This window comes from Terrabacter sp. GCM10028922, from assembly GCF_042666095.1.
Lineage (GTDB): Bacteria > Actinomycetota > Actinomycetes > Actinomycetales > Dermatophilaceae > Terrabacter.
The window spans coordinates 31,068-50,004 of the sequence record NZ_JBHTFG010000014.1; the positions used below are offsets into that span (position 1 = coordinate 31,068).

Consider the following 18,937-nt stretch of genomic DNA (forward strand, 5'->3'; position numbering starts at 1 on the left):
GCGAGCGTCGGCCCTCCGGCCGTTCCCGGGCGTATGCCGTGTGGCCGGGCCCGTGGTTCATCAGCCAGGGCGGGTGGCTCAGCCTGCGAGCACGCGGCGCACGATCGCGGCCACGCGGCCGCCCTCGGCGCGTCCGGCGACGGCCGTGTTGGCGGCCTTCATCGCGAGGCCCATCTGCGGCATACCGGTGGCGCCGGAGGCGGTGACGGCCTCGCGGACGATGGCCTCGAGCTCGTCGTCGCCGAGCTGCTTCGGCAGGTAGGTCTCGAGGACGGCCAGCTCGGCCTCCTCCTTGGCGGCGAGCTCGTCGCGACCGGCGCCGGTATACGCCTCGGCGGCCTCGCGTCGCTTCTTGGCCTCCTTGGTGAGGACCTTGAGCACGTCGTCGTCGGTGAGCTCGCGGTGCTCCTTGCCCGCAACCTCCTCGGTGGTGACAGCGGTGAGGGCCATCCGCAGCGACCCGGCGCGGACCTGGTCGCGCTCGCGCATCGCGGAGGTGAGGTCGGCCTGCAGCTGCTGCTTGAGGGTGCTCATGGGGTCAGTCTCTCAGGTCGTCGACACGCCCCTTTCCGGCGCGGTCGGCTCTCCGGGACGGGATGCGAGGATGGGGCCCATGCGTGCCGTGACCAAGACCGTCCTGGGCCTCGGGGTCGCCGGCGCCAGCGTGCTCGGCTGGGCCTCGCTCGTCGAGCGGAACGCCTTCGTGCTGCGGCGATTCGACGTGCCGGTGCTCCCCGAAGACGCCGAGCCGATGCGGGTGCTGCACCTCTCGGACCTGCACCTGCTGCCACGACAGCGCGCGAAGCGCGCCTGGGTGCACAGCCTCGCGTCCCTGGACCCCGATCTCGTCATCACGACCGGTGACAACCTCGCGGCACACGACGCCGTGCCGGCGCTGCTCGACGCGTACGAGCTGCTCCTCGGGTTGCCCGGTGCCTTCGTGCTCGGCTCCAACGACTACTTCGCGCCGAAGCTGAAGAACCCGCTCCGCTACCTCACGAAGCACCACGCCAAGGAGGTCGGCACGACGCAGCGGCTCCCCACGTCGGAGCTCGTGCGCGGCCTCCGCTCCGGCGGTTGGGTCGACCTGACGAACCGCCGCGACACCCTCACCGTCCGCGGCCTGCGGGTCGATGTCGTCGGCGTCGACGACCCGCACCTCGGCTACGACCGGCTCGACCTCGTCCGCGGGCCCGCCTCCCCCGACGCGGACCTCACGCTGGGCGTGACACATGCGCCCTACCAGCGGGTGCTCGACGCGTACGCCGCCGATGGCGCGGACCTCATCGTCGCGGGACACACGCATGGCGGGCAGGTCTGCGTGCCCGGCTACGGCGCGCTCGTGACGAACTGCGACCTCGACACGGGACGCGTCAAGGGCCTCTCGCGATGGTGGCCGGGCGCCGGCTCGACGCCGTCGTCGCAGGCCCCGGACGGCGCTGCGTGGCTCGAGGTGTCGGCGGGGCTGGGCACGGCCCCGACCGCTCCGGTACGCCTTGCCTGCCGTCCCGAGGCCACGCTCCTGACGCTCGTCCACCGCTCCCAGGGCTGAGCCGTTGGCCGCCTCTCGGGTCGGGGTGAAGGGTCGCGGACCGGCGCGACGGCATACCTCGATCGGCGGTGGCGGCACCCCGGCGGGCCCGATTCGGAGATGCGCGGGGGGCTGCGCTAAAGTCTCTCCTTGCTGCCACCGGTCCACGGACCAGGGGCAGATGCAGCACCGGGGTGTGGCGCAGCTTGGTAGCGCGCTTCGTTCGGGACGAAGAGGTCGCAGGTTCAAATCCTGTCACCCCGACCAGTGTTTCCGCAGGTCAAAGGCCCTCTGCCAGAATTGGCGAGGGCCTTTGACCTGCCAGTACAGCAGCGAAGTACAGCAGTAGGGCTCATTCCAGGCTGTCCCCGAGCCGTCGCAGCGCTTCCGTGGTGGCCGCCGAACTCGCCTTGGCATAGACCTCCATCGTGACCGACAAGTCGGCGTGCCTCAGGATGCGCATGATGACCCGCGGGTGCACGTCAAGGTCGACGAGGAGCGTCGCGCAGGTGCGGCGCGCGTCGTGGACGGTGAGGTGGCGAACGCTCGCGAGGGTGCATCGCTCGGTGAACTTGCGGTTGAGCGTGCGCGGGTCGACGGGCGTCCCGAACCGGCCAGTGAAGACCAGATGTGGCCCCTCGGGTAGGGCGCGCCACGCCTCCCCCGCCTCCATCCGGTCCTTTTCCTGGGCATCGCGCCGCAGCTGGAGCGCGGTCGAGACGAGACGAGGTAGCGGGAGGTCGGCGTCCGAGGCTTCGGTCTTGGTCTCGCGACGGAGGAGCTCGCGCCGCACTCGTTGTAGCTGGTGGTCGACGATCACGACGCCGGCGTCGAGGTCGACGGCATCCCACGCGAGCCCGAGGACCTCACCCTTGCGTAGCCCGAGGACGAGAACGAGGATGTACGCGGCATAGAGCGGATCGCCGTCCGAGCGGGCCGACTCGAGGAATCGCCGTGCCTCGTCACTCGACCAGGGCACCACCTTCCGTCTGCGCTGCCGTGGCGTTTTGACCAGGGCCGCGACGTTGCGCTCGACCAACTCGTCGCGCATCGCGCTCGACAGAGCCGACCGGAGCACGGTTCGCACATCCTTGATCGAGCGGGCGGACGGGAACGAGCGGCAGCACTGACCCTTGGCACAGCAGCGAGCGGTGGCCGGGGCGCGCTCAGCCCTACGGGCGTCCTTGCCCTGAGTGCAGCACTGGCATTGGCTGGGCAGAACGTTGAGCCAGCTCTGCACATCGCTGACCCGCAGACGGTCGATGCGGATCTTGCCCAGGCCGGGTTCGATGTAGTTGCGCACGTGGCTCTCGTAGGTGGCGTGCGTGAGCGGCGCGAGGTTGGGCGCCACGGTCTCGGTCAGCCAACGGTGCAGGTACTGGCCGACGGTCGGCACTTTGGTCAGGACCGGACCTCGCGCCGCCTGTTGGGTGAGGGCGACCCATTTGGCGTGAACGACCTCACGTGTCTTCCCGTACACGTACTTTCGCTGCCGTCGACCAGCCGGGGTCGTGATCCAGACGTACGCGCCGAAGCCGTTGCGGTACGGGAAGATCGAGCCTTCACCGTTCTGGCGAACCCTCTTGCCGCTCATGCGGCGTCCTGCAGGGCTTGAGCCGCGCGCATCGCCACATACTCGTCCACCCACTCCGGCAACACCCGACGCGAACGCCCGTCCTTGAGCGACTTGAGGTCACCCTGGATGATCAGCATCCGCACCTTTGTCTCGCCGTATCCGAGCATCTGTGCCACCTCCGACACGGTGTGCCACTTGCGAGCCAACTTCGTCGTCGTACTCATGTCATGCCCTTCCCTGTCGTTGCCGAATGACTATCCACAAGACCTCCGGGTGGTGAGCCGCGCTGTGCGGTAATCGTTTTGGCGTGCTCGTACTGTTCGCGCCACCGCCGCGCTTGCCGGAGTGATTGCGCGATAACGGTGGTGTAGTCGCGTTCGAGGACTGGGACGTCTTCCCAGACGAAGCGGGGCAGTCCGTCGTCGTGGAGCGCGTCGGCCGCGAGCCGGTCAGCCGCCTCGGGCGCGTCGATGCCGGCCTCGTTGAGGACTTCGCGGACGACGGCGGCGCGGTCGGTGCGGTGTTGGCTGAGGGTCTTGCGGGACCACTGCCGGGAGACCAGGACGCGGCGGCCGCCGAGGCCCAGGTGCTCGCGGTCGTGCGCTTTGGAGGGGCACTGGCCAGGGATGAGTCCCGGGCCGGCGTCCTTGGGCTGGATGCCGTAGCGGATCCAGTTCGCGCACGCCGGGGAGCACGGCAGCCAGCGGACCTCGCTGTGCAGCCGGTCGATGTGCCGCTCATAGGCGAGGGCTGTCGGATCGGGCTCGGCGGGGTCCGGCTCATCGGAGCGTGTGCCGTAGGTCTCGGAGACGGACTTGGTCAGGTATTTGCACAGGTACCGGACCGCGCGGTCGCTGTCCGGGGTGCCGCCGAGCAGGCCTTTGATGTCGACCTGGCTGCCGAACCGCATGACGTGCATCGGCTCCGTGGTCTCGCCGTCGCGGTCGAGCCGGTCGAGGGCTTCATCCCACGTCGGCAGGGCCGCTCCGGTGTCAGGATCGAGGTAGCCGCCGAGATCGGGATGCCAGCCGGGCAGGCGTTCGCCCTCGTAGACAACCTCGTCGATGGGCGGCCACCAGATCACCGCGTAGGTCGCGCGGGTGACAGCCTTGATCGTCGATCGCGGGATCGCGCCACGGACCGCGGCGTGCAGATGCGGGGCGAGCCGGCGCTGGGGTTCGACGGCGGCGAAGTACTGCACCTTGTATCCGGCCGCGCGGCGCAGGTTCTGCCAGAGCCGGTCGACCAGCCGCGGGAAGAGCAGCGCGTCCAGGGCAGCGCGCCGGTAGTCGTAGCTGGACGGGTTGCGGGGGACGCCGGTGCCGGGGATGACCTTGCCGTACGAGGGCAGCGTGAAGGTGAGGAACATCGAGGGCCGGTAGGTGCGGCCGGTCTTCTCGTCGGTGAACGCGGTTCCGATGGTGCGGTCCTCGACCGGGACCGTGGGCAGGTCGGGGAAGCCGGGCAGGTGCCGGGTCGAGCGCACCCGCCGGGACCCGGTCTCCTCGGCCTCAGGGTCGGCATCGTCGTCGAGCTGCTCGTCCTCGTCCTCGTCTTGCTCCTCGTCTGGGGCGGGATCGGGGCGGGGTGGGTCCTCGGTGAGGTGCCAGCCCTCGCGGCACTGGTGCATCCGCAGCCGGCGGGCCTTCTCCGCGCAGGGCTGGCAGACCGTCTCCCGGGTGGATCCGCACGGCAGCGGCACCGTGTATACGGATCCGGTGGCCCGGTCTGTGACCTTGCGCAACAGCGGCCGGATGCAGACACCCGTGCCTTGGGCGGCAGCGACAGCCATGTCCGTGGTGACGCCCTGATGGCTCCGGCTGGGCAGGCGCCGCTCGCGTGTCATGCGACACCACCAAGCGGCAAGACGCCCTGCCACGCTGGCGCGGCCTCGCTGGCGCCAGGGGCCCTGACCCAGCCCGGGCGAACGGGCGCGACGTAGGCGGGATCGCGGTGGGTGCCAGCCCACCAGCCCGCGCACACGTTCGCGTCATCGACGTAGGCGGCGCACTCGGCGAGGACGGGGCAGGCCCGGCAGACCGAGCGCATCGACTCGGCATCCCACGGGCCGACCTCCTCCGGCTCGCCGATCCACGGCAGATCGGTCCTGGCGCCGCACGACCCGAGCGACTGCCACGGCACGCCACAGAGCGGACCTCGAGCTGCAGCCTGCGCGGCCTCACACCACACGGCTTCCAGTGCGGCCCACCGAGCCGATCGCGACAGGGCGCTCATGCGACCTCACCGACATCCGTGCGCGCCTGCGAGCGGCGGAGGGTGGCATCACCGGTGTCGGCGTTAGTGTTGGTGTAGCCGAGGGTGTCAGCGAGGACGGTGCCGAGGGTCTCACCGCGGCGCAGCCGCCGGGTCAGGGCGCGGCGCTGAGGCGGGGTGGTGCCGCCGTAGACGGTCCACTGGTCGCCGAAAACGAGCGCGGAGGCGAGGCAGAGCCGCCGGACCGGGCACTCCTGGCACACCTCGACACCGGGGACAGTGTCGGCGGGCTCGTCGGAGAGCCACCAGTCCACCGGCCCGGTGCGGCACAGCCCTTCGTCGTGCCACCGGTCCATGTCCAGCTCGGGCAGGGTGGGCCCTCCGGTGCGGTCGACCCACGGGCGGGGACGACCCCACGGCTGCTCAGAGCTGGGAGTGTCGCGGTTCATGCCGTATCACCGCCCACCTCGGACGAGCCACCACTCGACGTCGCCGCCGACGAGGACGACGACGCGGACACGGACGTCCTGGCGCGCGGCTGCCTCGGTTTGCGCGGTGTCCGCTGACGATGGCCCCGGCCGTCACCGCCGGGCTGGTCCGGTTCGACAAAGTCGCCCGAGTCCTCGGCGGTCGAGGGGACGTACGGGATCGCGTTGACGTGGCCGAGGTCGACCGGCTCGGTTGCGTCAGCCGGCGCGGCGGTCATGTGGCGTGCGCGGTGCCGGGTGGCGACGTCGCGGACGAGGGTGTCGGGCCAGAAGTCGGCGCGGACCCGGTCGGCGCTGCCGTCTTCCTCGATGACCCACGCTGTGCCGGGCGCGGCCGGGGAGATGCGGTGGGCGGGGGCGGTGGCGGCGGTCCCGTCGCCCAGGACCATCCGGGTCTCGTCGGCCGAGCGCAGCCGCAGGGCGATGGTCTGGGTGAACAGGCCCCGTAGGCCGATGACTTCCTTGCGCGGGTCCTGCACACACGCCAGCACGACCACGCCGAGGGCCCGGCCTTGGGTGAGGACCTCGGCGAGCAGCCGGGACGCGTCCTTGCGGGTCTCGGGGTCCGAATACGCGGTTAGGACGGCGAGCTCGTCGATGGCGAGCACGTGCAGCGGGTCCGCGGTGGTGGGCTGGTGCAGGCGGGAGGTGCCGGCCATCCGGCGGCCGCGCTCGTCCACCACCGTCAGCAGCCGGGTCAGAACCTCGACCGCCTGCCCCGGCGTGGTGGCGACCTCGGAGAACAGGCCACGGCCCATGCCGACCTCGACGCCGCGTTTGAGGTCAACGCCCCAGAGCCGGACCAGCCCGGCGGTGACGGCAGGGGCGAGGCCGCCGCAGACGCCCCAGAAGATCGACCCCTTGCCGGAGCCGGAGCAGCCGACGACGAGGGTGTGCCGCCCGGTGACCGGCAGCAGCCACGGGGTGCCGTCCTGGCGTCGACCCACTGGGACCGCGTCGACCCACACGTCGGCCTGCACGTGGCCACTGCTCGCGGTGGGGGCGGTGGCGTCGCGGGTGGCGCCGAGCCGGTCGGCCATGACGAGCACGTACTCTCCCGTCGAGGGCGACAGGGCCCGGAACCGGAAGGAGCGGGCGGATGCGGCGGCGGCGAGGGCCGGGGCGGCGTGCTCGAGGTCGTCGACCGTCTGCCCCGTCCGGGCCTGGACCGTGACCGTGAGCGTCACGCCCTTCGCGGTGGCCGAGCAGAGCCGCGGGTGCACCCACACCTTCCGCGCCGGCGGTGCCGGCTTCTTGGCGACCTCCGCGACGACCTGGTCCACCACGGAGGGCCGCTGGTCCCGGTGGACCGACAGGCCACACTCCCGCGCCAGGTGCGGCCAGCGGCGGCGCGCCCACCACAGCCACGACGCCCGAGCCGCCGGACCAGCCACGAGCCGCTCATAGGTGCCAGGCGACAGGTGTGCCCACACCGACGCGACCACCGCCGGGACCCACCAGCCGAGGACCAGCAGGCGGATCGCGGCAGGCTGACCATCCGGAAGCAGCCGGATCCCGAACGCCACGGCGGCGACGAGGACGGTCCAGCGCAGGTGCCGCCAGGTCCACCGAACGACACCCCAGACCACCGCCCACACGTGAGCGGGCACCCGGTTCATCAGGCCGCCCCCTTCGACGCAGCCGACCCGCCAGCCGACTGACCCGACGGCGCAGCCGCGGGCTTGCCCTCATCGAGCAGCCGGTCCGCACGCCACATCTCCGTCAACGCCCCCGCCCTATTTACCCGAGCCTCGACCGTCAGATCGACAAACTCGACCGGCGCGAACTCCGCCACCACCGGACGGTGCGGGCAGCCGACCTCGACCACGCCCGTGACCATCGACTCGCGACCGAACGACGTCTGCCGGTAGACGACCTCGATCTGCCACAGCGGCATCCCGGTCGCCTCATCCCGAGCCTGCGTCTCGCTCGGGCGACGCCGACCGTCCCGCTCCTCCCACTCCTTGACCTCGTTGACGATGCTCGTCGTGACCATCTTCTGGCGCTTGCTGTCCACCGCGTAGAACGACATCTGATCTTCCTTCTTCCGGTTTCAGTGAACCCGCGTGTCGGGGGTCTAGAACCATCAGAAGGGCGCGCATAGAGAACAACCCGGACAAACTGTCCGGGTTGCTTCAAGGCGGCGCTTGCGCGACTACAGGGCGGCCTCAGTCGCCTCGATGATCGCCGCCCAGGGCAGGGCTCGATTCGGTGCGGCGACGCGCGGTTCGGCGAGCGGCCACACGTCCTCGCCATACACCAGGCGCACTCCTACAGAACGCAACGCAGCGATGTGGGCTGACCACGCCGGCTGGCGCGAGTGCGCGGCGTTGACGCGGGGGAAGACCACCATCGGGGTGGTCGCGACGTTCTCACAGAGTGACGTGAGCGCCTGGTTGTCGGCGATGCCGAGGGCGAGTTTGGCGACGCTGCTGGCCGACAGCGGGGCCCCGACGTAGACGTCCGGCTTGGGGTGCGGGCTCGCCTCCGAGGGGAGCCGCGGAGCCGACCTCACCGGGAGACCCGTTAGCCTCTCGAGTTCCTCGATGAGTCCGGACGCTTCCAGCCATGTGGCCGCGCTCGGCGTCAGCGTTACGCCAACGACGTGGCCGCGCTCGACGAGTGGCTTGACCAGTTCGGGGCCGATCGCTTCAACGCCGCCGGCGGCACCCGCGACCAGCGCAATGCTGCTCACTCGACAGCCCGGCAACGAGTCGCCAGTGACCGCATAGGCTCGGCCCGCTGCGACGTTGCCGGGGTCCTGCGGTACATGGTGCGCACCGTCTCCCGCACCGCCGCGCTGTGCCGTACGAGCTGCGGGGCCCGCTTCTCCGCGTCGAGCAGCGTGGTCATCGCCTCCTCGTCGCGAGCAACGTAACTCAGCGCCCGGGCTCGGTCGATCTGATAGGCAGTAGCCCGCTCGACCGGCAGCTCCTCAACTGAAATCGACTGGCCGCGCTCGACCACCTCAGAGACGTCGCCAAGGTCGAGCGCGGTCGAGAGCTTGTGCAACCGCACGTTAGTGGGCCCGAACCCCGTCTGCCAGCGGTTGTCATCTCTCCCAAGCCGATCCGCGGCCGCGCCCGCCTGGACGAGAAGGTCCCGCGTCTCAGCACGGTCCTGGTGGCGAGCTGCAGCCGTGGCCGACCGGAGGAAGAGCATGCCAAGCAGGCTCAACGCGTCCTCGTCCCCGGCCTTAACCTGCCCCGCCAGCCAGGCAGCAGCAGTCTGACCGAGCTGCATCGCGTCGTCGTACCTCCCGACCGATAGGAGCGCATGCGTGCCCGACCGCGCCGCGGACGCCAGCACGAGCGGATCGTCGGACTGATCAGCGGCGTGCATTGCCCGCTCCGCAGCGATCCATGCGAGGTCAGCCTCACCGATCTTGGACATCGTCGACGCGGCCAGGTGGTGCACCCTGGCCGACACGGCCCAGCCGTCCCGGGCCGAACTCGTCGCCGAGTCCTCCAGCGCCTGTGCGGCGGTGATCATCGACGGCAAGGCACTGACTACTCGCCCGATCCGGCCAGTCTGAAAGTCGGTCCAGCAATGTTCAGCCATCTTGGCGGTGCCGGCGGCATCCACAGATGTGGCCGGCTCGGCCGCGTACAGCACCCGGGACAGTCGGCGTGGAGCCATCAGCGCATCACGGACTGCGGGGACGTCATCATCCCGCTGCGCCTCGTCCTCCAGCAGGACCGGCTGGCCCAGAAGATCACCGACGGTGACTCGGAGCGACTTGGCCAGGTCCGCGAGGACGTCCAAGCGGCGCAGCGGTCGCTCACCGCGTTCGATCTTGCTCAGCCAATCTTCAGAGCGGCCAACCAAACCGGCGAGCACAGCCTGCGTGAGCCCACGCCGACGACGGTAGAAGGCAATCCGCTCTCCTACCGTCAACGTGTCACCGGCTCCTCGCATGCCCCCACGATATGGCAGAGCCACGACTAAGGCCGGGAGCCTGTAGCACGAGGCCCGACCTGAACCCCTGGAAAGGAAAGGTCGGGCCTCGCGTCGGCGTGGCAGTCCTGAGGTGCTGCTCCGCCGACGGAGTGCTATTCGGTTTTCGCCGCTCCCGCACGATTGGTTGTGAGCGCAATCGAGGTGTGGGGTGCGGTGGGGTCGCTGCTGCGCTGCGAGTGACCCACTCTGCACATTCCCCCGTCCTCGTCGCTTCTAACGCGTTCGCAGGAAGGGAAGACCATGGCCGGAAACGGCGTGCGGCCCGCGCGGTGGGGGTTGGACCGGAGGGACCGGGGGCTGTCTAGTCGCCCAGGAGTCGGGTACGGGGAGAGTGCGTGGAGCCCCCGGAGGGAAGTGGCAACAACCCCCGTGGGGAAGTGTTGACCCCCGCTCCTCCCCTCGAATGGGAGTAGAGCGGGGGCCGATGCGTCACCGGGGTTCGATCAAGCTCCGGCCGGGGTTGAGGAACAGGCGCAGCGCGGTGAGGACGAGCACGCCAGCCAGGATCGACACGGTCGAGTACGCCATCCCGACCCACTCGCCTCGAGTGAACCCGACAACGGTGCTGACGACGAGGCCGACGAGACCGGCAAAGAGGGCTGCCCACGCGAGGCCGGTGACCGCGACCGGCGCCGAGCGTCCGAAGAAGAGGCCGAGCGCAAGGTAGATGCCCGTGACGGCGGCTGCCACTGAGACGGTGGCCTTGTCGTCGAACGAGGCCCATGATGGCGTGGCCAGGACGACGAAGTAGAGCAGGTACTTCATGAGTGGAACTGTCCCATCGGATCTGTCCGTTTGGGACTGAACCGAGCATTTGGTCCCGTTCGTGGACTACGTCGTCGCGGGCGCCGGATCTGGCGCCGGCCCGCCCCGGTGGGGGGTGGGGCGGGCCGGCGCCTCGCGGAGCGGTCGGGGGAGGCCGTCACGCGGGCGTGCCCGCAAGATCAGGGGGATCCGGCGGACACGCCTGCGCAGAATCGCACACCACGAGGACACGCACAATCGAAAGGCCGAAACCCGGACACGACGGACGCTCGATGCGACCATCAGCATGATGTCGGTTCGTTCCCCCGCGGTACCGGCATCCCGGGGTCTCGGGTGTCAGCCAGCGCCCGAGACCCCACTTGTGCTCGATCCAGAAATTTTACCGATTCCATACCAAACCGTGTGAGCGCGTGCCATCGTGGGAGTTGCCTTAACCGGGGGGAATCGGGGGGTCGGTTCGGGGTTTCCCGTTCGGGTGCGGGAATTGGTGCTGCCGGCGCGGAGGGTGCGCCGGCAGCGCCACCGCCCGATCCGGTGGGGACGGAACCGGACGGTGGCGAGCCCGCGAACAGGGCGAGCAATGCTCAGCGGAGCAGGAGAGTTCCGTGAACGTCTTCACCCAGACAACGACGGCGACCTCTGAAGGGTCACGCGTGCCCGGCGGGCGAGCGCTGCCCCGCCCCCCAGGCGCAGCGTCGCTGCTCCCAGCAAAGTAGGGGGGCATGCCGGGAGCCTGGTTTGGGGCTCGCTCAGACGGAAGGGGAGTGTCTCTGCGCGCGACCCAATCACATCGTCCGCGACTACGTCGGCAGGTCTGGCAATTCGTGAGAACTGATCGAGCGCGACCCGGCGAAGAGCTCCTCCTCGTCACGAGCCTAGGCGCAGGACGGCACAGGCACGTGCTGCATTGCCGGATGGGGCTCTATGAGATCAAGGGCGCGGCTCCGCCGCGCCAGCCGGCTGGCACATGGCCGGGTCACGGCAGGGACCCCCGCGCTCCGGCGCTGGCGCGCCTTCGCGCACCCCCGCCGCTCCCCGGCCACGCCAGCCGGACACTCGGGGGGCACACTGCCCATCACTCCCTCAGCCGACTGACCTCCGAGCCGCCGACCCGACGCTTGAGCATCCGCCCGACTCCGGACCGCGTCAACGGCGCCACGCGTCACTACGTGATGGCCTCCGGCCACCGTTGACCCGGCCACTCCGTCAGGCTCTTGTGCTCCGCTATCGGGTCGATGGCTCTCCCTGACCGCCTTTCCACCAGCCCGGGGGGCAAAGGACGTTGAACTTGGATGACGACGCGCGACATCCAGGCGCGGGAATCGCGCCAGATGACCGGTCGCCACTGCCACAGCATCTACCCTGCCGCCATGAGCAACGGGCGACGAAGTCTAGTGATCGCAGCTGGGGTCTTCCTGGTCTCCTACATCATCGTGCTCGCCTGGGCGGCCCGCAGCGACGTCGAGCTCTTCATGGCCGTTGCCACGGCACTCTCGGCCATCGGCAGCTGCGCCGCAGCCATTGTCGTAGCAGCCCAGACCTACTTCACGCGGCGAGCTGTAGAGGAAACCGCAGCGGCCACAATCGTGAGCAAGCGCATGATGGGGGAGGCCGTGAAGGCTCGGCTTGACGCTCGTGCTCCCCACATCACCGTGACGCGAGCGCAAGACATCCTTTGGCCGCCCTATGAACCGTCCGACTTTGGAGAAGCCCAACCGCTGCCGCCCGGCCACGAGTACCACCTGCCTCGGGATGGTTCCTCCCGGATTCAGGCGCGCCTGCACCTGTCCATCACGAATCACGCGAGCTGGCCCGTCACGCTCCTCTTGGAGGGGATCGTGCCGGCCGGTTGGAACGAGCAGAAGGCTCCGCCGGCCGCCGCGGAAGTGTCACCCAATGCGAGTGAGGACTTCTTCGCGTTGGCCACGCGAACCGTTGCTGAGTGGGTCATGATCGCTGAGGGCCGTCGCGCGGGAGATCCAGGTCCCGAGACGGCGGCGAGCGTCACCTATGTGGAGGACGACGACGAGGCCGTGATGGATAGATGGGATGTCCTGATAGGAGGCACGCCGTTGACACCCGTCCCGCAACAAGACGGACTGTGGCGGCTATCGGACGGACCCAGATCTGATCTATCTGGACACTCCGCCATAGACGGCTTGGTCCAGATCAAGCGACGTGAGTACTTCCTCAGCAGGCGGAACAACCTGAAGCTCGACTCATAGCCACCTCAGGCGGTCATGCTTGGATGAGCCGACAACGACGCTTCTGGACACAGAGAACGGCCTTACGGATCAGGTGTTGTACAGCCAAGAAGTACAGCAACGACGGCGAGCATTGGCAGGACGAATCGGTCTTCGACGGGCCCAGCGAGCACGCGCCGACAGCAGGCGCGGGCTGGTCGTGGAGTTCGGGACGAAGAGGTCGCAGGTTCAAATCCTGTCACCCCGACCAGCGTTTTCGCAGGTCAAAGGCCCCCTGCCAGTCACAGGCAGGGGGCCTTTGCCGTCGCTGATTGACTGACTGAGTGGCTGTCGTTGTCCATCGCCCGTCGACGGCGAAGCGCCTCGCCCGCCGGGATAGCAGTGCCAAGGTCCGGCGCGACCTTCGCGTTCTGGTGTCCTCCCGCTCGGACCGACCGGTGGCGACCCGCGGGGAGGTGCCGCGCTCGCCACGAAGTCCTGTGCGCGGATCCTGCAGAGGCGGGATTGAGCCCACACATCCTCATATTTTGGGAATTGGCTTATCTTACAAGGCGTTTCAGGACTCCAGCAGCCAGTTGTGGCGTATAACGGACGACTTCCTGCGTTCCTCAGCGGCGGGGGCCGAGCGGCTCTAGCGTCGTCAGTTGGGTAGCCATCAGCAGGTCCGATGAGCCAGAGCCGGGCTGCCTCGTGAAGTACTCGGGGGTCGAGGCGGCACGCACCGGACCACCGGTCGGTGGGTCCCTCCGCACCGTAGTGATGCGGGTCCTCCAACACACGCCTTCCGGCCCTCTCACGCGCGACACGGCCAACCCTGACCGCGATCGCGTCAGGCCCGAGTCGGACTCGGGCACCTCCACCAGGGAAAGAAGCACCACCATGAAGATAACGAAGTCCGTCCTCGTCGCGATCATCGCCTTCGTCGCGGCACTAGTCATGGCCAGCCCGGCGTCCGCCGTCGCAGCCAAGTTCCACTCGGTCAGCGCGTCCGTGGCCAACTCGGGCGCCCTTGTCGTTGCCTTCGACGAGCGTGGACTCGGTGAAGGAGACATCGACTACACCCTCACGGCCGACTCCACTGCCGTGTATGCGTGCATCAACGGCGGCGGCAACCACCCGCAGGCCGCGAACAAGGAGACCGTCAACGGCGACGTCAGCGCCACGGGCAGCTTCGAGGCGAAGAACGGTCGCGTCCAGGCCAGCCTTTCGGCCGGCCCGATCTCGGCCGGCGACTTCTCGTGCCCGGGCGGGCAGCGGCTCGTCCTCGCGTCGGTCTCCTACTCCAACATCGTCCTGACCGACACCACGAACGGGACCTCGGTCTCTGTGAGCGGCATCTCGCGGACTTTCTTCGACGTCTGAGCACCACGGTCGGCGTCCGTCCGGCGAGCGGCTGTTCGTCGGGCTGGCGTCCCGGGCCGTGACCGCAACACACCCCAGCAGCCGTATGTCGCACGGTCCCTCCCCCGGGTCTGCGGCATACGGCCTTGGACGCGCGAACCAACGACACGGCTCGGTCACGTCAGTCGGCTGACAGACGACTGTCATCATCACCCGAGACAGGACACCTGGGTTCACCGTTGTGGGGTGAGGACTTTCTACTGGCTTCGAGCGTGCCTCCGGCGCGAAGAAGCGCGGCCCCCCGGGATGGGGAGACCCGCGCTAACTCGGGCGATTCCGCAGACTGGCCCGCGGTCTAGGTGTCTCGAAGCGGGGACACCACGTCGAGGGTGCCTACCTCGATCACGTCGGCGGCAACGTGGCGGAGCTTGCGGTTGGTGTTCTGGCTCGCGATGCGGAGCAGGTCGAACGCCTGCTTGTCCGTGACCTTGTGCGTCGCCATGAGGATGCCTATCGCCATGCCGATCTTCCGGTTCGAGGCAAGGGCGTGCTCGAGCTGCTCTGCGTGGGTCCGGTGGGCGACGGCTGAGGCGGCGATCGCGCCGTGCGTGGCAAGGAGCAGCCCGATGGCGGCCGCGGCGTCATCGAAGGCGTCGACCCGGTCGGAGTAGACGTTGAGTCCCCCGAGGAGGCCGGGACCGATGTCCATCCGGTACGACAACATGCTGCGCACGCCCAGAGCGGCGACTCGACGGCCGTACTCCGGCCAGCGCCGGTCGGTCGTGAGGTCTCGCGGACGGTAGGTCGTCCGGTCCACGATCGCGTCGATGCACGGCCCGGTGCCCAGCTCGTACTGGATCTGGTCGGCCTGTAGCGCGATCTCGCTGCTCGCGGCCACCGTCTGGAACGTGGCGTGGTTCACTCGCGTGATGCTGGAAGCGGCTGCCCCAGGGACACGGTGTAGAGCCACATCGACGATCGCCTGGTACGTCGACCCGACGGTCGCTTCGTTCACCCGGTCACCGATCTCGGTGAACGCATCCGCAACGACACCGAGCTGATCAACGACCTGTTGGGCCTGTACGGCTTCTGCCATGGCCGACCGATCTGTTCGGTTGTTCACGAGTCAAGCGGGATGTCTCAAGTATGCGCTCACGACGCGCGAAGGGGCGGCGACGAGGCGCGCATGCTTGCCCCTGGCTGCCCAACCCCCGACGAAGAGCATGGGATCCCGACGGTCCAGGAGACCGATGTCCCCTCGGCAGGTACCGGTGCTCAGGCGGGCCACCTGCGTCGTGTGCTTCCATGCCCCATGGAAACGCGGCCCGGTGGCGCCGCACGAAGCATCATCAGCCTCGGCCACCTGCTCGTCGGTGCGGCGGCACTCGTCGTCGCCGGCGTGCTGATCGTCGCTGGTTCAGACCGGCGCGCCGAGCTGGGCGGTGTGCTGCTCCCGCTGGGACTGTTGGTCGCGCTGGCCGCAGCGGTCTTCACGTACACGGCGATCATGGTTCTGCGACGTGCACCTGAGGACCGCCACGGTCTGTCGCTGAGCCTCGGCATCGTCGAACTCGTCGTCGGGGTTGCCATGGTCGCGGGCTTGGTTGTCGCCGTGCAGGGCTACGGCGCCTTCGAGCCGTGGCGCTCTCCCCTCCTCCTGCCGTCGGCGCTGCTCGTAGCCCTCGGCCTCGCGGGACTTCGCCTCGAGATCCTCGCCGACCATCAGCCCGCCCCGCATGCGCACTGACCTGTGAAGTCTCGCCGCACGCCGGCCTGGTGGACGGCCGGCGTGCAGAAACCGCCGGACGTCACGGTGCGCCACCTTCAGCCGGAGGACTGCCCCGGGGTGACGACGTGCCAGCGCGTGAGCTTGTCCGGGTTGAGCACGAGCCAGATCCGGATGACCTGCGCGTCAGCGAGGGCAACCGCGATGACGGCTTCGGCCCGCCCGTCGCGGCGGAGCACGACACCCGGCCGACCATTGACCTGCTCGACGGTCGGCACGGCGCCCGAGGTGCCGAGCGCCGTCACCAACCTGGCGGCGACCGTCACCCCACGGACCGGGCGCAGCGGCGTGACGACCCGACCGCCGCCGTCGCTGACCAGCACCACGTCGGAAGCAAGCAGCCGAGCCACCGCCGCCGCGTCACACGCCGCGACCGCTCGGGCGAGCTCGTCCACGGTCACGACAGCGCGGCCAGCTTGTGCGGGTTCATCAGCCAGTGGATCCGCTCGATGCCGTCGTCGGACGCGTTGATCACCACCACCACCTCCAGCGCGCCTTGGCGACGCAGCAAGGCCGCCGGCTGCCCGTTGACGGCGCCGGCCTCCACCTCGATGCCCACCCAGAACCGATCCTTGAAGGCCCGGACGTACCTCGCCACTCGGGTCGCACCGTGCACCGCGAAGCGCGACGCGCGGACGACCCCTCCGCCGTCGGAGCAGCTCGTCACGTCCGCGGCGAACAGCTCCTCGAGCGCGGCGAGGTCACCCGACCTCGCCGCGCTGACGAAGGCGTCAAGCAGGCGACGCTGCTCGACCGTGCCGACGGGTACCTTGCGCTCACCGGTCACCCGACGGCGGGCCCGGCTCACGAGCTGGCGGACTGCCGGCTCCGTGAGCTGGAGGATGTCCGCGATCTGCGTGTACGGGTAGTCGAATGCCTCACGCAGGACGTAGGCGGCGCGTTCGTTGGCGGTCCTCCGCCTCGGCCACGCTCCCCAACATCCGGTAGGCGATCCCGAACAACCGCGGCCGCAGCTGCGCGAACGCCTCGGTCGCATCCTCGAGGTCGTCCACGGATCCGCCACCCGTCGCCGTCACAGCCTGCGCCGCTCCGCACGGCTCATAACTGGTGCCAGTCGGTGAAGTGGATCCGTCCGAGCGTCGCAGCAGCGAGCGGAACCAAGCTGTCGACGCCCAGCTCCGAGCCGAAGTACCGCGCATGTGGGTCCGTCACCACGGTCCGGGGGTCCTTCCGGGCGGCGAGGGCCTGGCGGAAGAACTCGTCCATCCGGTACCGGTCGGGCCCGGCGATCTCGACGCGGCCGTTGAGCGGCTCACCGACGGCGGTTCGAGCGACCGCATCGGCCACGTCGTCTCCCGCGATCGGCTGGAAGTCAGCGGCGGCCATGCGCACCGTCGACCCGTCGGCCGACGCGTCGGCGATGGCCGGGACGAACTCGTAGAACTGCGTGGCGTGCACGAGCGAGTACGGGATCCCGGACTTCTCGATGAGCCGCTCCTGGGCGATCTTGGCACGGAAGTAGCCGTTCTCGGCGAACCGTTCGGTGCCGACGATCGACAGGGCCACGTGGTGGCCGACGCCCGCCGCCTCCTCTGCGGCCAGCAGGTTGCCCGTGGAGGTCTCGAAGAACTCCAGCACGGCGGCGGGCTCGAACGACGGGGAGTTCGACACGTCGACGACCACGGCCGCGCCCGTCACGGCATCGGCCAGCCCTTCTCCGGTCAGCGTGTTCACGCCGGTGTTGGGCGATGCGGCGACTGCCTCGTGCCCGTGCGCCTCGAAGCGCCTGACGAGCTTCGACCCGATCAGCCCGGTGCCGCCGATGACCACGATCTTCATGAGAGTCCTCTCCTGCAGACGGGCGCCCCAGCGGCACCCCTGCCAGTCAAGACAGGACAGCCCCTCGGTTTGTGACTGCCGGGCGGGACCTGGCCGGGCGGGCACCGGACAGCTGGGCACTGCACGGAAGCCGACTCACCGGGTCCGTCCGACGCCCGCATCAGGAGACCGGTCGGGGCGGGTGACGAAGACCGCCGCCGCGAGCACGAGCACCGCACCGACGCCCTGCCACATGCCCAACCGCTCGTGCAGCAGGACGTAGCCGAGCACGACGGACACGACGGGGATGAGGTAGGTGACGAGCGAGCCGACCTGCTGACCCACGGCCCGCACGACGTCGAACTGGAGCAGGTAGGCCAGGCCCGTGCCGAGGACGCCGAGCGCGAGGAGCGAGAGCACCGGCGCTGCCCAGTCGCCGGTCGCCTCGACAGCGGGCGACCAGGGCAGCGGGTGGCTGGAGCGATGAAGGCTCCACCACACGAGCAGCACGACGAGCATCTGCCCCGAGGCGACGACGAGAAGGGCCGCGGGCAGCTGCAGCCCACCGAGGTCGGCCTTCGCGAGGTACTTGCGCACCCACGTCCACCCGATGCCGTAGGACGCGCCCGCGACGAGGGTCAGGCCGAAGCCGAGCACGTCGGGCTGTCCGTCGGCCTGCCAGGGCTGGGCGATGACGACGACGCCGAGGAAGCCGACGCCGATGGCGGCGAGCTTGCGCACCGGCAACCGGTCTGCGGGGAGCAGTGCCATCGTCGCGACCACCGTGGCGATCGGGGTCGTCGCGTTGCCGATGCCGGCGAGCGCTGAGCTGACACGCTCCTCCCCGAGCGGGAAGAGGACGAAGGGCAGCGACGTGAGGAAGACCGCGACGACGAGGAGGTGGCGCCACACGTGCCACGACCGAGGCAGCCGACCACCCACGAGGTGCAGCAGGACGACCACGGTGAGCGCCCCGAGCACGATGCGAGCCGTCGCGATCTGGATGGGTGAGAACCAGCGCAGCCCGAGCTTCATGAGCAGGAAGCTCGACCCCCAGATGAGCGCGAGCGCGGCGAACTTCGCCTGCCACGGCAGGCGCTGCCGCTCGATGCCGGGGCCCGTCCGCGCCTCCGCACCGAGGACCTCGTCGGACGCGCGGGCGGCGGGCGCAGGCGCCTGCGCCACGGCGGGCGCCGCGGGCGGCCCGGCGTCGGCTGGGCCGGGGATCACGGTTTCGGGCACGCGCACACGCTAGCCCCCACCTACGACGACGCGTCCGGGCTCCACGAATAC

20 protein-coding genes, 1 tRNA gene and 1 pseudogene are annotated in these 18,937 nt (G+C 69.6%); 5 read left to right on the plus strand and 17 right to left on the minus strand.

Translation table 11 applies throughout. From position 1 onward, the window contains the following. Nucleotides 1-78: 78 nt before the first annotated feature. Nucleotides 79-534, minus strand: a complete 456-nt coding sequence (locus tag ACFQU3_RS13865) for a GatB/YqeY domain-containing protein (RefSeq protein ID WP_385910704.1) — start codon at nucleotides 532-534, stop codon at nucleotides 79-81. A gap of 79 nt (nucleotides 535-613) precedes the next feature. On the opposite strand from ACFQU3_RS13865, the gene ACFQU3_RS13870 reads away from it, so the two are divergent. Beyond that, entirely contained in the window at nucleotides 614-1,552 is a 939-nt protein-coding gene (locus ACFQU3_RS13870) for a metallophosphoesterase (RefSeq protein ID WP_385910706.1), read from the plus strand. A gap of 169 nt (nucleotides 1,553-1,721) precedes the next feature. Next, nucleotides 1,722-1,798: transfer RNA gene (locus ACFQU3_RS13875), tRNA-Pro, on the plus strand. Between the two features lie 85 nt (nucleotides 1,799-1,883). Here ACFQU3_RS13875 and xerC read toward each other — a convergent pair. From xerC to ACFQU3_RS13925, 10 genes are all read right to left on the minus strand, one after another. Then, on the minus strand, nucleotides 1,884-3,125 hold the full coding sequence (xerC, locus tag ACFQU3_RS13880; protein WP_385910708.1) for a tyrosine recombinase XerC: 1,242 nt from the start codon (nucleotides 3,123-3,125) through the stop codon (nucleotides 1,884-1,886). Next, the gene (locus ACFQU3_RS13885; protein ID WP_385910710.1) at nucleotides 3,122-3,331 is read right to left on the minus strand and encodes an excisionase family DNA-binding protein; all 210 of its coding nucleotides are present in this window, start codon (nucleotides 3,329-3,331) and stop codon (nucleotides 3,122-3,124) included. The genes xerC and ACFQU3_RS13885 overlap by 4 nt, the downstream gene beginning before the upstream one ends. Continuing rightward, the gene (locus ACFQU3_RS13890; protein ID WP_385910712.1) at nucleotides 3,328-4,953 is read right to left on the minus strand and encodes a replication initiator; all 1,626 of its coding nucleotides are present in this window, start codon (nucleotides 4,951-4,953) and stop codon (nucleotides 3,328-3,330) included. The genes ACFQU3_RS13885 and ACFQU3_RS13890 overlap by 4 nt, the downstream gene beginning before the upstream one ends. Continuing rightward, complete coding sequence (locus tag ACFQU3_RS13895; RefSeq protein ID WP_385910714.1) at nucleotides 4,950-5,249, minus strand: WhiB family transcriptional regulator; 300 nt, start codon at nucleotides 5,247-5,249, stop codon at nucleotides 4,950-4,952. Before ACFQU3_RS13895 ends, ACFQU3_RS13890 begins: the two co-directional genes overlap by 4 nt. A gap of 89 nt (nucleotides 5,250-5,338) precedes the next feature. Further along, the gene (locus ACFQU3_RS13900) at nucleotides 5,339-5,770 is read right to left on the minus strand and encodes a WhiB family transcriptional regulator (RefSeq protein ID WP_385910716.1); all 432 of its coding nucleotides are present in this window, start codon (nucleotides 5,768-5,770) and stop codon (nucleotides 5,339-5,341) included. Beyond that, a complete protein-coding gene (locus ACFQU3_RS13905; protein ID WP_385910718.1) occupies nucleotides 5,767-7,428 on the minus strand; it encodes an FtsK/SpoIIIE domain-containing protein in 1,662 nt (553 codons plus the stop codon). Before ACFQU3_RS13905 ends, ACFQU3_RS13900 begins: the two co-directional genes overlap by 4 nt. After that, nucleotides 7,428-7,841: a hypothetical protein gene (locus ACFQU3_RS13910; protein WP_385910719.1), complete on the minus strand. Its 414-nt coding sequence runs from the start codon at nucleotides 7,839-7,841 to the stop codon at nucleotides 7,428-7,430. The genes ACFQU3_RS13905 and ACFQU3_RS13910 overlap by 1 nt, the downstream gene beginning before the upstream one ends. 123 nt (nucleotides 7,842-7,964) lie before the next feature. Then, a complete protein-coding gene (locus ACFQU3_RS13915; RefSeq protein WP_385910721.1) occupies nucleotides 7,965-8,504 on the minus strand; it encodes a flavoprotein in 540 nt (179 codons plus the stop codon). Further along, nucleotides 8,501-9,727 (minus strand): helix-turn-helix domain-containing protein, encoded by a 1,227-nt coding sequence (locus tag ACFQU3_RS13920; protein ID WP_385910723.1) that lies wholly within the window; start codon nucleotides 9,725-9,727, stop codon nucleotides 8,501-8,503. The genes ACFQU3_RS13915 and ACFQU3_RS13920 overlap by 4 nt, the downstream gene beginning before the upstream one ends. A 471-nt stretch (nucleotides 9,728-10,198) precedes the next feature. After that, the gene (locus ACFQU3_RS13925; RefSeq protein ID WP_385910725.1) at nucleotides 10,199-10,534 is read right to left on the minus strand and encodes a hypothetical protein; all 336 of its coding nucleotides are present in this window, start codon (nucleotides 10,532-10,534) and stop codon (nucleotides 10,199-10,201) included. Nucleotides 10,535-11,826: 1,292 nt separating this feature from the next. On the opposite strand from ACFQU3_RS13925, the gene ACFQU3_RS13930 reads away from it, so the two are divergent. Next, a complete protein-coding gene (locus tag ACFQU3_RS13930; protein WP_385910727.1) occupies nucleotides 11,827-12,759 on the plus strand; it encodes a hypothetical protein in 933 nt (310 codons plus the stop codon). 858 nt (nucleotides 12,760-13,617) lie between these two features. Continuing rightward, nucleotides 13,618-14,100 (plus strand): hypothetical protein, encoded by a 483-nt coding sequence (locus ACFQU3_RS13935; protein ID WP_385910729.1) that lies wholly within the window; start codon nucleotides 13,618-13,620, stop codon nucleotides 14,098-14,100. Nucleotides 14,101-14,434: 334 nt separating this feature from the next. Here the strand turns inward: ACFQU3_RS13935 and ACFQU3_RS13940 are convergent, their stop codons facing one another. Then, nucleotides 14,435-15,175: an ANTAR domain-containing protein gene (locus ACFQU3_RS13940; protein ID WP_385910731.1), complete on the minus strand. Its 741-nt coding sequence runs from the start codon at nucleotides 15,173-15,175 to the stop codon at nucleotides 14,435-14,437. A 216-nt stretch (nucleotides 15,176-15,391) separates the two neighbouring features. On the opposite strand from ACFQU3_RS13940, the gene ACFQU3_RS13945 reads away from it, so the two are divergent. Then, nucleotides 15,392-15,826: a hypothetical protein gene (locus ACFQU3_RS13945; protein WP_385910733.1), complete on the plus strand. Its 435-nt coding sequence runs from the start codon at nucleotides 15,392-15,394 to the stop codon at nucleotides 15,824-15,826. Between the two features lie 77 nt (nucleotides 15,827-15,903). Here the strand turns inward: ACFQU3_RS13945 and ACFQU3_RS13950 are convergent, their stop codons facing one another. The 5 genes and pseudogenes from ACFQU3_RS13950 to ACFQU3_RS13970 all read right to left on the minus strand — a co-directional run bounded on the left by ACFQU3_RS13950 (nucleotide 15,904) and on the right by ACFQU3_RS13970 (nucleotide 18,886). Next, complete coding sequence (locus tag ACFQU3_RS13950) at nucleotides 15,904-16,266, minus strand: hypothetical protein (RefSeq protein ID WP_385910735.1); 363 nt, start codon at nucleotides 16,264-16,266, stop codon at nucleotides 15,904-15,906. Next, nucleotides 16,263-16,673 carry a hypothetical protein gene (locus tag ACFQU3_RS13955; protein WP_385911076.1) on the minus strand — a complete coding sequence of 137 codons (411 nt, stop codon included), beginning with the start codon at nucleotides 16,671-16,673 and terminating at the stop codon, nucleotides 16,263-16,265. Before ACFQU3_RS13955 ends, ACFQU3_RS13950 begins: the two co-directional genes overlap by 4 nt. Nucleotides 16,674-16,709: 36 nt before the next feature. Next, a pseudogene (locus tag ACFQU3_RS13960) lies at nucleotides 16,710-16,862 on the minus strand (hypothetical protein); the annotation flags it as partial. A gap of 62 nt (nucleotides 16,863-16,924) precedes the next feature. Beyond that, nucleotides 16,925-17,665, minus strand: coding sequence for an SDR family oxidoreductase (locus ACFQU3_RS13965; protein ID WP_385910737.1), 741 nt, complete (start codon nucleotides 17,663-17,665; stop codon nucleotides 16,925-16,927). A 135-nt stretch (nucleotides 17,666-17,800) separates the two neighbouring features. Next, a complete protein-coding gene (locus tag ACFQU3_RS13970) occupies nucleotides 17,801-18,886 on the minus strand; it encodes a DMT family transporter (RefSeq protein WP_385910739.1) in 1,086 nt (361 codons plus the stop codon). Nucleotides 18,887-18,937: the final 51 nt, after the last annotated feature.